This is a genomic window from Hathewaya limosa (assembly GCF_030815255.1).
Lineage (GTDB): Bacteria > Bacillota > Clostridia > Clostridiales > Clostridiaceae > Hathewaya > Hathewaya limosa.
Window position 1 is genome coordinate 15,533 of the sequence record NZ_JAUSWN010000009.1, and the last position, 13,211, is coordinate 28,743.

Annotated in this window: 15 protein-coding genes and 1 riboswitch; all 15 genes read right to left on the reverse strand. The window is 27.2% G+C overall.

Annotated elements, in window-relative coordinates; all coding sequences use genetic code 11:
* Positions 1-118: 118 nt before the first annotated feature.
* The gene (locus QOZ93_RS06245; RefSeq protein ID WP_307355539.1) at positions 119-3,289 is read right to left on the reverse strand and encodes a penicillin-binding transpeptidase domain-containing protein; all 3,171 of its coding nucleotides are present in this window, start codon (positions 3,287-3,289) and stop codon (positions 119-121) included.
* A gap of 10 nt (positions 3,290-3,299) precedes the next feature.
* The gene (mreD, locus tag QOZ93_RS06250; protein WP_307355540.1) at positions 3,300-3,791 is read right to left on the reverse strand and encodes a rod shape-determining protein MreD; all 492 of its coding nucleotides are present in this window, start codon (positions 3,789-3,791) and stop codon (positions 3,300-3,302) included.
* Positions 3,792-3,805: 14 nt separating this feature from the next.
* Positions 3,806-4,654, reverse strand: coding sequence for a rod shape-determining protein MreC (mreC, locus tag QOZ93_RS06255; protein ID WP_307355541.1), 849 nt, complete (start codon positions 4,652-4,654; stop codon positions 3,806-3,808).
* Between the two features lie 3 nt (positions 4,655-4,657).
* Positions 4,658-5,677: a rod shape-determining protein gene (locus QOZ93_RS06260; RefSeq protein WP_111943008.1), complete on the reverse strand. Its 1,020-nt coding sequence runs from the start codon at positions 5,675-5,677 to the stop codon at positions 4,658-4,660.
* 20 nt (positions 5,678-5,697) lie between these two features.
* Positions 5,698-6,384 carry a RadC family protein gene (gene radC / locus QOZ93_RS06265; protein ID WP_307355542.1) on the reverse strand — a complete coding sequence of 229 codons (687 nt, stop codon included), beginning with the start codon at positions 6,382-6,384 and terminating at the stop codon, positions 5,698-5,700.
* 25 nt (positions 6,385-6,409) lie between these two features.
* The gene (locus QOZ93_RS06270; RefSeq protein ID WP_307355543.1) at positions 6,410-6,988 is read right to left on the reverse strand and encodes a Maf-like protein; all 579 of its coding nucleotides are present in this window, start codon (positions 6,986-6,988) and stop codon (positions 6,410-6,412) included.
* Positions 6,989-7,278: 290 nt separating this feature from the next.
* Complete coding sequence (locus tag QOZ93_RS06275; RefSeq protein WP_307355544.1) at positions 7,279-8,046, reverse strand: SPOR domain-containing protein; 768 nt, start codon at positions 8,044-8,046, stop codon at positions 7,279-7,281.
* Between the two features lie 155 nt (positions 8,047-8,201).
* Positions 8,202-8,708: a GNAT family N-acetyltransferase gene (locus QOZ93_RS06280; protein WP_111943016.1), complete on the reverse strand. Its 507-nt coding sequence runs from the start codon at positions 8,706-8,708 to the stop codon at positions 8,202-8,204.
* 148 nt (positions 8,709-8,856) lie between these two features.
* The gene (locus tag QOZ93_RS06285) at positions 8,857-9,375 is read right to left on the reverse strand and encodes a hypothetical protein (RefSeq protein WP_307355545.1); all 519 of its coding nucleotides are present in this window, start codon (positions 9,373-9,375) and stop codon (positions 8,857-8,859) included.
* Between the two features lie 63 nt (positions 9,376-9,438).
* Positions 9,439-10,056, reverse strand: a complete 618-nt coding sequence (locus tag QOZ93_RS06290; RefSeq protein ID WP_307355546.1) for a superoxide dismutase — start codon at positions 10,054-10,056, stop codon at positions 9,439-9,441.
* A 49-nt stretch (positions 10,057-10,105) separates the two neighbouring features.
* Positions 10,106-10,993, reverse strand: a complete 888-nt coding sequence (locus QOZ93_RS06295; RefSeq protein ID WP_307355547.1) for a YitT family protein — start codon at positions 10,991-10,993, stop codon at positions 10,106-10,108.
* Between the two features lie 73 nt (positions 10,994-11,066).
* Complete coding sequence (locus tag QOZ93_RS06300; RefSeq protein WP_307355548.1) at positions 11,067-11,399, reverse strand: energy-coupling factor ABC transporter substrate-binding protein; 333 nt, start codon at positions 11,397-11,399, stop codon at positions 11,067-11,069.
* Positions 11,386-12,117, reverse strand: a complete 732-nt coding sequence (locus QOZ93_RS06305; protein ID WP_307355549.1) for an energy-coupling factor ABC transporter permease — start codon at positions 12,115-12,117, stop codon at positions 11,386-11,388. The genes QOZ93_RS06300 and QOZ93_RS06305 overlap by 14 nt, the downstream gene beginning before the upstream one ends.
* A complete protein-coding gene (locus tag QOZ93_RS06310) occupies positions 12,104-12,247 on the reverse strand; it encodes a hypothetical protein (protein WP_307355550.1) in 144 nt (47 codons plus the stop codon). The genes QOZ93_RS06305 and QOZ93_RS06310 overlap by 14 nt, the downstream gene beginning before the upstream one ends.
* 16 nt (positions 12,248-12,263) lie before the next feature.
* Positions 12,264-12,447, reverse strand: a riboswitch (cobalamin riboswitch).
* A gap of 104 nt (positions 12,448-12,551) precedes the next feature.
* Positions 12,552-13,097 carry a phosphodiesterase gene (yfcE, locus tag QOZ93_RS06315; protein WP_307355551.1) on the reverse strand — a complete coding sequence of 182 codons (546 nt, stop codon included), beginning with the start codon at positions 13,095-13,097 and terminating at the stop codon, positions 12,552-12,554.
* Between the last annotated feature and the right edge of the window lie 114 nt (positions 13,098-13,211).

Below are 13,211 nucleotides of genomic sequence, written 5' to 3' on the forward strand. Positions count from 1 at the left end.
AATTTATAAAATAAAATTTATAATAATATAAACAAAAATATTATTAATTTTATATTATACCTTAAAAAATTACATAAAAAAACCCGAGATTATACAATCACGGGTTCAAAAATTTGAATTAACCAGTACTCTTGGATTTTTCATCCCCATTAGTTACCTTATTTTTATTTTTCGACCTATCAACATTTTTTTCCTTTTCTGTACTTACATTAGTGGTCTTTGATTTTGAATTGCTTATGTCCGTTTCCTTTAATGATGTATTTTGTTTTTTATTCGTATTATCTTTATTATATTTTCCAGATATTTCTTTGCTTTTATCGGCCGCTTTTTTATCTTTTTCCTCTTTTTCTTTTTTTATCTTCTCAGGAACAGTTATATCAGGATATTTAAATTTATAATTTGAATTTTGCTTTAATAACTGTTCTTTAAAATATTGCTCATATATAGCTTTAACAACATCCGCAGCATATGAACCGTGTCCACCATCAAACAACATAACAACAACCGCTATTTCAGGGTCATCATAGGGTGCAAATCCAACGAAATTACCATATGATGTCCTTCCTATTTCATCTTGAGTATTACTGAATGTTGCTGAACCAGTTTTACCTCCATTAGTAATTGGGAAATCCTTAAATACTGATGAAGCCGTACCACCTTCACTAACTTCCTTCATACCTAATTTTACACTATCCACCGTAGCCTTACTTATAGTAGTTTTTCCTAACACTTGAGGCTCTTTAGAATAATCCTTAATAACCTTTCCTTCAGGATCAGTAATTTTATTTATCATGTGTACCTTATTTCTATTGCCTCCATTAACTAAAGTAGCTACATAGTTAGCTATTTGTAATGGTGTAAACTGATTTAATCCTTGACCTATAGAAGCATTATATGCATTTGTACCACTTTTTATTTCTCCTCTAGCATCATTTACAGAAGCCTGAATTGCTTCAATCATACTATCTAAATCTTTCGATGTATATGACTTCTTTTTTAATTCTGGAGAAATATTAATTAATTGACTTAAAAGTTTCTTAATATTCGATCCTATAAGTCCTTTATTTTTAGATGACATTTCTTTTTTTATTTCTTCAGTTAATTTTTTCTTTGTTTCATTAACTTTGGAATCTTCTTTATCCCTTGGTACAATATCTATACCTTTATATTTTATACCCCATATAGATGCCGTACCATTTTGAAGATAATCATATAGTTTTTGGGTATAAACTACTGTTAAAGTTCTTTTACCTGTTTCATAATTATATACCTGCCCAAAGTTTTCATCTAACTCTATGCCAGTGGAATAATTAGGACTATTCTCTGGATCGGCACCTAATCCTAATTGCCATGCATATTTTGCAATCATATTAAGCCCTTCCTTAGTTTCTACTCCACCTTTTGCAAAAAGTCTGTCTGCAATATCAAACATATAATAGTTATTAGAATCTCTAAGAGCTTCCTTTAGATTTTGATTACCATGACTTGATTTATACAAGTTATATTTCCAACTGGCACCTCTAAATTGTTTATATCTTTTATTATAAGGACCTGCATCATATATTCTAGTATCTGCAGTAATAACTTTTTCTTCAAGACCAGCTACAGAAGTTACAGGCTTAAATATTGATCCTGGTGGTATTAAAGACTTTGTAGCATAATTATAAAATGGTTTAGGATACAAATCATAATTATCCTCTCTTAAAGTTGTATTCCCTTCAATTCCTTTGGACAAAGGAAATAATTTATTCAATAAGTAATCCATTTTTTTACTATCACTTAGTTTTGAAATATCTTCTCCATTAAATTCTTTTAATCCTAGAAGTTCACTTCTTTTAATATATTCTTCTCCAAATTTTTTCAAATCGGGATTAAAATATTTTTTATATTCTTCTGGAGATAACTTTCCTGGTGTTGTAAATAAATTAGGATCATATCCTGGCCTACTTACCAATGCTAAAACAGCTGATGTTTTTACATTTAGTACAACTGCTGCTCCCCTAGTGGCATTTACTTTATTAGCATCATCTTTTTCGCCAGACGGCTTTCTATCTTTTAATTTTCTAAGGAAAGCTAATTTATCATCTAAAGCTTTTTCAGCTATTTTTTGAATATCTTTATCTATAGTAAGCTCTATATTATTTCCTGGATAAGGAGTTTGTTCACCTAATGTTTTAACTTTTCTGCCATATTTATTAGTTTCTATACTTTCTTGACCTTTAGTACCTTTTAAGATATCTTCATACTTTTCCTCAATACCTGCAGCCCCTATATAATCCGAACTAACGTCGTATCCTTTTTCTTCATATTTTGATTGTTCATTAGAATTAATTTTTCTAATATATCCTAGTATAGAAGAGCCTAAATCACCATTTGGATATTCTCTTATAGGTTGTTTTATAATAGATATACCTGGAAGATCGGATTGTAACTGTTCAAATATATATGCAAGTTCTTCTGATAAATCATTGGCAATTACTACTGGTTTATATCCTGAAAAACTTTGCATCTTAATCTTATCTTTTATAACCATATAATCTCTTATGGTCTTTAAATTGTATTTAGAATGCAAATATTGAACTTTATATGATTTTTCTAATCCGTCCCACTTATTACTTATTTCCTTAGTCCACTTTTCCTCATCAATTGAATCTTTATCTGTTACAGATTTCCATTGTTCTTTTATATAATTTTCCTTTGCAAGATCATATATTTTATATGATTTATCTGTAATTAAATTATCAAAAACTTCCTCTGCTGATATAGAATTTATTTTTTTATCTATTAGATTATTCTGTTCCTTAGTTAAATCTTCCTTTTTCTTTCCTGGAAACTCAGTTTTTAAAATAAATTCATCTATTCCTCTGTCTTTTTTAAATCTATTTTCATTCCACCTTTTAGCACTTTCCGCTGATACATTAAATTCAAATCTAAAAGGTTCAATTTTTAAAGGAAAATCATCCTCTATAGTAGATTTATTTTCTTTTAAAATATTAAATACCTTTTCCATGGTATTGTAAAATTCTTTTTTACTTTCCTCTGTCTCTGTAAAAATAAGCATAAAACTTTGTCTACTAGTTGCTAAAATTTTACCATTTTTATCAGTTATCTCCCCTCGTGGAGCAGACTTTAATATCATTTTATGAGTATTTGAATTAGCCTTTTCGCTAAAATAATCTCCTTTAATAACCTGTAAATAGAAAAGTCTTGAAACTATAGCTGTATAAATAAAGATTAAACAAATTGTAAATCCATAAAATCTATTAAAAGCTTTTTTTTTCTTTTTCATATTATCACCCTTAATACTTCCAATAATTTTTCATAAAAGTTTTTTCACTTAATTTGTAAATAAACTTATACATAAATAAACCAATAACAAAGTTATATAGACTTATAAATACCACAGAGTTAAGGGTAATACTTTCTTTAATAAAAAACGCTATTCCAAAAATTATCAATCCTTTAAGTAAACTAAGTATAAAATTACATACAATTGGAATAAGATATTTTTCTTTAAAAATAGCCTTACCAATTTGTGCTGCAAGAAGACATACTATTAAATTTGAAAATCCATTGACTCCTAATACTCCTGTAAAATACACATCTTGCATAATGCCAGACATTGCTCCTATAATAATAGCTTCTTCTGTGCCACTTATAAGAGAAAAATATATAGAAAAAATCAATAAAAGACTAGGATAATAGCCATTTATACTTATAAATGGCATAACACTACAATCTAATATTAAAAGTAAAATCATAATCCCTGACACTGTAAAAAATTTTTTCATATCTTTATCACCTTTTAATATTTAACCTGTCTCTTGTCCTTAGGAACTACAATAAATACTTCCTCTAATTTACTCATATTAATGGCAGGTTTTATTATTCCATATTTAACAAATTGACCCTTATCTTCGATTATTTTTGTTATTTTTCCGATTAAAATTCCTTTGGGATATATTTGTCCTAATCCAGAAGTTAATATAGTATCTCCCTCTTTTATGTCTGCCTCTAAGTTCGAAGTCTCCATTTTAGCTAAAACATTATTACTATCATCTTTATAGCCTTTTACTATACCATTAGCTTCTTGAGAACGTTGATTGAATCCAGCTACTGAGATATTTTCATTTCCTAGTGTTTGAATAATAGACCAATTACTACCTACAGATGTAACTTGCCCCACTAGCCCTTCACTGGTAATTGCTACCATTCTTTTTGATATTCCATCATTTGTTCCTTTATTTATTATATATCCATCTAAATAACTATTTCCTGCAATTCCAAGTACGCTACATCCTATATATTTGTATTTATCATTTTCATTTTCATAATTTACCATTTTTCTTAAACGCTTATTTTCTTTTTTTATGTTTTCGTAGTCAATAATTGAATTTTTTAATTTAGCATTTTCTTTTTTTAACTCTTCATTTTGATCTTTTACTTTACTAAAGTTAAATGCAAAACTTACAGTATTTTTTATCTTAGAATTAACCTTATAAAATAATTCTTGAATTGGATTTAAAATTACACCTACACCATTTCCAGCAAAATTAATATTACTTCTTTTGCTTGTGTATCCTATTAAAGCAAAAAAACCTATACACAAGCATATTATTATAATAATTAACTTATTCTTTTTCCAAAATTTCATTTCCTATTTTCTTCTCTTTTCCAAAAGTCCTATATTGTCTAATGCCTTACCTGCTCCAATAACTACACAATCTAATGGAGATTCAGCTATATTTACAGGCATATGTGTTTCATGGTGTATTAATTTATCTAATCCTTTAATCATTGCTCCGCCACCAGTTAAAGTAATACCTTTATCCATAACATCTGAAGCTAGTTCTGGTGGAGTTTTTTCTAAAGTTATTTTTATGGCATCTAATATCGCTGCTATTGGTTCATTTAGAGCTTCTCTTATATCATCTTCTGAAACTTCGATATTTTTAGGAAGTCCTGTAATTAAATCTCTTCCTTTAACAAACATTTTATTTACTTCATTATCGCCTTCTTCTTTATACACACATCCTAAATTAATTTTTATATGCTCTGCTGTTCTTTCCCCAATTGCTAAATTAAAGGCTTTTCTTATATAAACAATTATAGATTTATCAATTTCATCTCCTGCCACTCTTAAAGATTGGCTTGTAACAATACCACCTAAAGATAAAACTGCTACTTCCGTAGTTCCTCCACCAATATCAACAATCATGCTTCCTGTTGGTTCATTTACTGGAAGTCCTGCTCCTATTGCAGCTGCTTTAGGTTCCTCTAAAAGATATACTTCTCTAGCTCCTGCATTAGCAGTAGCACCTTTAATAGCCTTTCTTTCAACTTCTGTAACTCCTGATGGATAGCAAACTACTATCCTTGGACTAGCAAAAGCTGATTTTGGACATAGTTTTTTTATAAAGTAATTAAGCATTTTTTCAGTAACGTCAAAATCTGCTATAACGCCATCTTTCATAGGTCTTATAGCTACTATATTTCCTGGTGTTCTACCTATCATTTCCTTTGCTTCATTTCCTACAGCTAAAACCTTGTTTGTATCTAAATTAATAGCAACAACTGAAGGTTCCCTTAATACTATACCTTTTCCCTTAACATATATTAACGTGTTAGCTGTTCCTAAATCTATTCCCATATCTTTTGAAATCCCAAATAATCCCATTTGTCATTTCTCCTTTCGTTTTACAATAAGTTATGTTCTTTTAAACTTATAAATTTTCTATTTCCAATTATAATATGATCTAGTAATTGTATTCCTAAAATTTTTCCACTTTCTTTAATTCTTATAGTAACATTAATATCCTCTTTACTTGGCCATGGATCTCCTGAAGGATGATTATGAAAAATTATAATAGAAGCAGAATTTTTTAAAATAGCTTCTTTAAATATTTCTCTTGGATGTACTATAGATGAATTAATAGATCCTATAGAAACATTTTTTTCAAAGATGACCTTATTTTTAACATTAAGCATTACCACCTTTAAAATCTCTTGCTCTAAGCATCTCATTTCCTCCATAACATAAAATGCAGCATCTTTAGGAGATGAAATTTTATATTCTTCTCCTGCCTTATAACTTTTAAATCTTTTAGATATTTCTCCCAAGGCAATCAATTGTGCTGCTTTAGCCTCACCTATTCCTTTAAGTTTTAAAAAATCTTCTTTAGTACATGATAAAAGCTTATTAAATCCTCCAGCTTCCTTTATAATCCTAGAACTTAAATTAAGTATATTTTCTTTTTTATGTCCTGTTCTTAAAATTATAGCAATTAACTCTGTATTAGATAAATATTCAGGTCCATACCTTAAAAGTCTCTCTCTTGGTCTTTCGTTAACAGGTAATTCTTTAATAATTATGTTTTCCTCCATTCTTAGAAAACCAACCTTTCTATTATTAAATTACCCTCATTCCCCTTAATGTTTTATACAATTTATTTAAAGGAAGACCTACTACATTAAAATAACATCCGTTAATTTTTTCAACAAAAATTGATGCTTCTCCTTGTATTCCATAGGCTCCTGCTTTATCAAAACAATCTCCCTTTTTTATGTAATTATTTATTTCTTCATCACTAATTTCTATAAATCTAACCTCTGTGCAACAACTTTCTTCTATAATTTCATTAGTAGTTGTATTATATATAATAAAACCAGAATAAACCTTATGTGCATTACCACTTAAGGCTTTTATCATGTTAAAAGCATCTATTTCATTTTTAGGTTTTCCAAGTACTTCCCCATTTAAGAATACCAGTGTATCACAAGCTATAATTAATTTTCCCTCTCTATCATTTAATGAATTATAGACATCTAAAGCTTTTCCTCTTGAAATTTGTTTTACATATAAAGAAGGGTCTCCTTTAAATTCTATACTTTTTTCATTAAAATTACTCTTCATAACCTTAAAATCATTAAATATAACTTTTAATAATTCCTGTCTTCGTGGAGAACCTGATGCAAGTATAACTTCCACTTTATCACTCTCCTATTAGAATTATTAGCTTTTTATTGTTCTAATAACCTCTAAATTTTTAAATAAGTATACATATTTCATTTTACTTTAGTATACTTATTATATCTTATATAGTTTATCATTTAATAAATTTATACACAAGTATATTAAAGTCCATTTTATAAATTTTTTAAAATTGTAATCTTTTCGTAAGATTATCTATTTATTTAAAAAACTTCAATGAATTTAACAAAAAGATCTTGCATTATGCAAGATCTTTTTGTTCTTTAAATATATTTTATAATTAAGTATTAATTTAAATTTTTTAAAAAAACATATATATAATTATAATTTTCACTTAAGCTTTTTCTATTAATTTCCTTAGGTAGTTTTTGTATATATTTTTTTAATTCATTTAACTTAAGATAATTAGGATCATTTTCTATTTTTCTATTAGAGCTTAATTGTGATGTCCATTTTTTTAATTGACCTGTATTTATAGATTTTATATTAGGATCATTAAATTTGTTTAAAATCTTTAATGTTCCATCTATAATTTTACCTATTTGTGCTGTACCTTCATCTTGCATATTAACTTCAAATTTAGCCTTATTATATTCAATCCCCAAACTATTAAGTTTTTGTATAACTGTATCTACATTATTTTCTAAAAAAACTCCTCCAATAATTTTATAAAATTCTCCATCATGTATCACAGTAGGGTATACTATGTTTTTTATACTTTCTAAAACCTTTTTAGCATTTTCTTCACTTTTAAATACTCCACATTGTACCCCATAAAACTCCATATATCCTTTTGAACTTTCTTTAACATTCTTATGATCTTTATCATTTTTATGTATTTTTTTTTCATTGTCATTATCTGAATTATTAATTTTATTTATTCCATTACTAATATTGGGTAGCTTTTTTCCAATATCGGTTTTAAAAAAATATTTTGAAAGTAATATTGCACTTAATCCTATACATACTATAAAAGTTAATATTATAATAATAGAATTTTGTGAACTTTTCTTTCTTTTTTGAATCCCTCTTATATTATATTTAGTATACTTCATTTTTATCCCCCCTGTTTATTTCTATATTTATATTATATGGGATTTAATTCTAAATATAACTTTAATTTTATTTTTTATCAATATGAGTGCAAATATTATTTTCTAATTAATATGAATATAATATCTTATTGTCTTAATAATATCAGTATATGAACTTATTGTTTCACTAATATGAGCATATCTTTTTTCTTTTCATTTATATCGAAAAACTCTTTAGATATTCTTTCAATACAGAATCCATTTTTCTTCCAAAATCTTAGATTATCTTTTTCCTCATTTAATATGCCAGTATAAAACACTTTAATATCATATGTTTTTTTTAGAAATTCAATAATTTTAATAATTAATTTACTTCCTATTCCTTTATTTCTATATTCTTTATTTATATGGATACAATTTATCCATACTTTGTTACTTTTTTTAAATTCTACACGTCCTCTTAAAAAACCTATAAATTTATGTTCACATTCAAACTTAGCAAAGAATTCCCCTTCTGTTAAGTAGTATTCTAAGAACCTGTCATAAACCTCTTCTATATTCATATATTCTTTATTTCCAACAAAAAACTTTTCTTTTGTTATAGAATTATAAATTTTTATTACATCATTCTTATTTACATCTTTAACTTCTATATCTTCTACAACTAAATTAAGATTTAACATATGCTCACCACCTTACAATAATAAAAATTCTACATTTTTACTATTTTTCCTCTTAATTTATTTATAAAATAGTTTTAAGCTATAATATTTTTTAGTATAAAAGGAAAAGACTTGCAATTAGCTATTACAAGTCTTTTTAATTTATATATTATCTATTTGAATATTTTAGTGTTAATTTTATAATACGCATAATTATTCTTTTACATTGTTCTGCTGGAATACAATATCTTCTCAATGCATCAAAAATTTCTGGATTACACTTTCTTATTTTCATATAAATTCTATTTACATCACAGTTACAATGACAATGATGTTTATGTCCTCTTAATAAATCTTCATTTTCTTCCTCGTCATCCATATATCTTTCTTCTATAAATAGAGGTACTCCAAATACAGGTTTAAATGTTCTATTATCCCTTTTTAAATCCTCATCCATATAAGATAAATCCTCTAATTCATTAAATTCATCGAATTCATCAAATTCATCCTTAATTTCAGATCTTTCACCTCTATAATCATTTTCATCATATAAATATGTTTCATTTGAATCTCTTGTATAGTTTTTCTCTATTTCTTCTTCTAAACTAATTCCAGACTTCATTGGAATCATAGCATATTCCTCATCATCTAACAGTAAGCTTGGATATTTTTCTAACTCATTTATCATTATAAAACCTCCATAAATAATCACATTATTAATTTATGATTTTATTCCTAAAATGATACATAATTATGTGATTTTTAATAATTGCTCTGCTTTTAATAATCTTCGTTTTACTACATCCCAATTTATCGTCTTTAAAAATGTATCTATATATGCCTTTCTATCAATTCCAAAGTCTATCATATATGCATGCTCATAAACATCTAAAACTAGTATAGGAATTGAATTCCAAATACCTCCTTCATCATGTGCATCACAACCATATATGTGTAATTTATTATCAATAGGTTCTAAAGCAACAACCACCCATCCCCTAACAGATAATGCTGACTTAGTAAATAAGTCTACGAATCTTTCACAGCCTTGAAAATCCTTTTCTAATCTTTCAAGTATTTCATATGGCATACTTGGTACGTTATACTCACTATTATTTAAACATATATTTTGAAAATATAATTGATGCAACTTTACCCCATCTAATGCAAAACTTTGACCTTTTAATAAAGCTCTTAATTTACTATAAGTTTGATTTCCTTCCATAAACTTTGGAGTATTGTTTATTATATTATAAATTTCATTTGTTTTGCTTACATATCCTTCATAAAGTTTATAATGCTGTGTTAATTGCTTCATTGATAGACCTTTAACTTTAGTAAAATCATAATTTTTAGCTATTATTTTCAAATTTATTTCTCCTAAAAAATACTCTTCCATTTATAATATTCAAATCTTTTTAAAAAGATACAGATTTAAATCCTTTTCCTTGAACTTCTGCAACCTCCATTATAGTTATTACTGCTGTAGGATCTATTTTATTTATTAATTCTTTTCCTTTTGCCAATTGTTTTGATGACATAACAGAGTAAATAATTTTTTTATCTTCTCCAGTATAAGCACCTTGTCCATTTAAAAAAGTTACTCCCCTACCTAACTTATTTAGTATTACTTCCTTGACCTCTTCTGGTTTTTTAGTTATTACAAAAAGCATTTTTTTTCTATCTAATCCTTCTATAACTTTATCCATAAAGGCAGATTTCATGTACATAGATATTATAGTATATATTGCAATTTCTATACTACCTCCCACTACTGCTCCTAAAATTACAATACATATATTTATAATAAAACTAATAGTACCTATGGTAACCCCATATTTCTTTTTAACTATAACAGATATAATATCCGTTCCACCTTCTGATCCCCTACATCTAAATACTATTCCCATTCCCAATCCACCTATTACTCCTCCACAAATACTAGATAGAAGGATATCATTCATGTGATATGCTTTAGTAAAATCTTTTGTTATAACTAGAAATAAAGACATAGACATCATTCCAATAAAACTACATATTCCAAATTCCTTATCCAAAAATTTAATTCCCATTATAAACAAAGGAATATTTAATAAAAACACAAATATACCTGAGGGAATATAGGTTAAATATTGAATTATAATAGCTACTCCTGTTACCCCGCCGGCTATTAATTTATGTGGTGTAATAAATAAGTTAACCGAAAGTGAATAAATAAATGTTCCCAAGATAATCATAAATAATCTATAAGTTCTTTCCTTAGTAAAAAATTCTTTAAATTTAATTTCTTTCTTTAACCCTTTCATTATTATCCTCCTAAATTTTAAATAATAAAAATAAAAAGCCCAAGAGAAATACCTCCTGAGCTTTTTATTTTTACTAAGATTCTTTTATTGAATTTTTGTTAGTTCCTTGCATTTTTTCTTGTACCGGTGATTTTCTTTTACCTTTCATATATCCAAAATAATAAGCCACAACTGCTGTACCTATAGATGCTTGAACAGCAAATAACAAACTTTCGACTTCTCCACTTGGTGGTTCCCAAATATGTTCTGCCCATGGCTTATAGTTTTTATTTATCTTAGTTATAGCATCTTCTGCTTGATCATCTGCTCCAGCAAATTCAGCACCTGATTTTAAAATTAATGGTGCTACAATGATGACAATTGCAACTAAAAATAATATTATATTAGTCTTTTTAGATGATTTCATCAATTGATCCCTCTTTTCTATACTCTATTAATAGATTAAACACTATAGCTGATAAAATTCCCTCTGCAATTGCTAGTGGAATTTGTGTAACAGCAAATATACCTAAAAACTTAGTACAGGATGCCATAATTCCACCTACAGGATCTGGATGAGCTATTGCAAGTTGAATTGCAGTTACAACATAAGTTAATAAATCCCCTAAAGATGCGGCAAAAAATATTGCAACTGCTGGTTTAACATTTAATTTTTTAAGTATTTTAAATACAAAATATGCAACTAATGAACCTACTATAGCCATTGAAAAAGTATTGGCACCTAAAGTAGTAAGTCCTCCATGCGCTAATAAAATTGCTTGGAATAAAAGTACTATAACTCCTAATACAGTCATTACTGTTGGTCCAAATAAAGCTGCTCCTAATCCTATTCCTGTTGGATGTGAACAACTTCCTGTAACTGAAGGTATTTTAAGAGCTGAAAGTACAAATACAAATGCACCTACTAATGCTATAAGCATTTTTTGATTAGGATGCTCTTTAAAAATTTTCTTTAAATTTATAAGTCCTATGATAAAAAATGGTGCTGATGCTAAAAACCAAATTATTGCCCATTTGATTGGTAGCATTCCTTCTGCTATGTGCATAGCATAAACATATCCTGGTGCACATACCAAAGTAATTAAGAAAAACAAAAATACCCCTATTCTTTTACTTTGTTTCATAACTTTTCCTCCCTAAAGTTTGTCTCAATTTATTTTTAAAAATAAAAAAAGCCTTAACCTTTCCTTGGTTAAGACTTATAATAACACTTGCAAGAACTAAAATACATTCACAATCAATAACAAGTATCACACTTCCCTCCGAAGGTTACTTATTCGTGATTTAGGCAGGTCTCCTGACTTAAGATTCGCTTTACTCCTTATCCTTCCCATATATTTCTATACAGTGGCTATTATAAGTTTCATCCTCTTTTACAGTAGCGGGGGCTGCAGTGGAATTACACCACTTTCCCTATTAATCTACAAAGTAGAACCTAAATCCCTTTATTTATTTATCAATTTTCATTAAAAATTCTACAATCATGTTACCATATTTAAATAAATTATGCAAGTTTTTATAAAAATTTTAACAATTTTCTGTCACTAATTTATTAACTTTATATTTTAGCTTTTAAAACCTCTTCACCATTTAAAGTTTTTATAGTAAATATATCGTTTTCTAGTATTCCGTAAGAATTAGAGGAACCCCCCTTAGGAATAGAAATCGATCCTGGATTAATAAAAGTTATTCCTTTATCATTTTTCTCTATAACTGGTATATGTGTGTGTCCATAAATAAATACATCACCCTCACTTAGATAGGGCATATTATCTTTATTAAAAACATGTCCATGAGTTAGGAAAAGTCTTTTATTATTATAAAGTATAATATTATAATCGCTCATTATAGGATATTCTATAAGCATTTGATCCACTTCCCCATCACAATTTCCTCTTACAGCAACAACCTTATCTTTTAACTTATTTAAAGTTTTTGCTACTTCTTTAGGATTATACTCCTTGGGTAAATCATTTCTTGGACCATGATAAAGTTCGTCTCCTAATATAATTATATACTGTGGTTTCTCCTTTTCAACACATTTTAATGCCTCATCTAAATAAAATTTTGAACCATGGATATCTGACATAAAAAATAATTTCATAGCTAGATTAACACCTCTAATACATTATAATATTTTTAATTTATACTTTTTATTATATCATACTTATAAAATATCAAATTTATATTATTTAATCTAACAAAAAAGTGATAACTA

Excerpts from the sequence above, each read along its gene's own strand:
- QOZ93_RS06245 (WP_307355539.1), bottom strand. The coding sequence starts at position 3,289 with ATGAAAAAGAAAAAAAAAGCTTTTAATAGATTTTATGGATTTACAATT.
- mreD (WP_307355540.1), bottom strand. The coding sequence starts at position 3,791 with ATGAAAAAATTTTTTACAGTGTCAGGGATTATGATTTTACTTTTAATA.
- mreC (WP_307355541.1), bottom strand. The coding sequence starts at position 4,654 with ATGAAATTTTGGAAAAAGAATAAGTTAATTATTATAATAATATGCTTG.
- QOZ93_RS06260 (WP_111943008.1), bottom strand. The coding sequence starts at position 5,677 with ATGGGATTATTTGGGATTTCAAAAGATATGGGAATAGATTTAGGAACA.
- radC (WP_307355542.1), bottom strand. The coding sequence starts at position 6,384 with ATGGAGGAAAACATAATTATTAAAGAATTACCTGTTAACGAAAGACCA.
- QOZ93_RS06275 (WP_307355544.1), bottom strand. The coding sequence starts at position 8,046 with ATGAAGTATACTAAATATAATATAAGAGGGATTCAAAAAAGAAAGAAA.
- QOZ93_RS06280 (WP_111943016.1), bottom strand. The coding sequence starts at position 8,708 with ATGTTAAATCTTAATTTAGTTGTAGAAGATATAGAAGTTAAAGATGTA.
- QOZ93_RS06285 (WP_307355545.1), bottom strand. The coding sequence starts at position 9,375 with ATGATAAATGAGTTAGAAAAATATCCAAGCTTACTGTTAGATGATGAG.
- QOZ93_RS06295 (WP_307355547.1), bottom strand. The coding sequence starts at position 10,993 with ATGAAAGGGTTAAAGAAAGAAATTAAATTTAAAGAATTTTTTACTAAG.
- QOZ93_RS06300 (WP_307355548.1), bottom strand. The coding sequence starts at position 11,399 with ATGAAATCATCTAAAAAGACTAATATAATATTATTTTTAGTTGCAATT.
- QOZ93_RS06305 (WP_307355549.1), bottom strand. The coding sequence starts at position 12,117 with ATGAAACAAAGTAAAAGAATAGGGGTATTTTTGTTTTTCTTAATTACT.
- yfcE (WP_307355551.1), bottom strand. The coding sequence starts at position 13,097 with ATGAAATTATTTTTTATGTCAGATATCCATGGTTCAAAATTTTATTTA.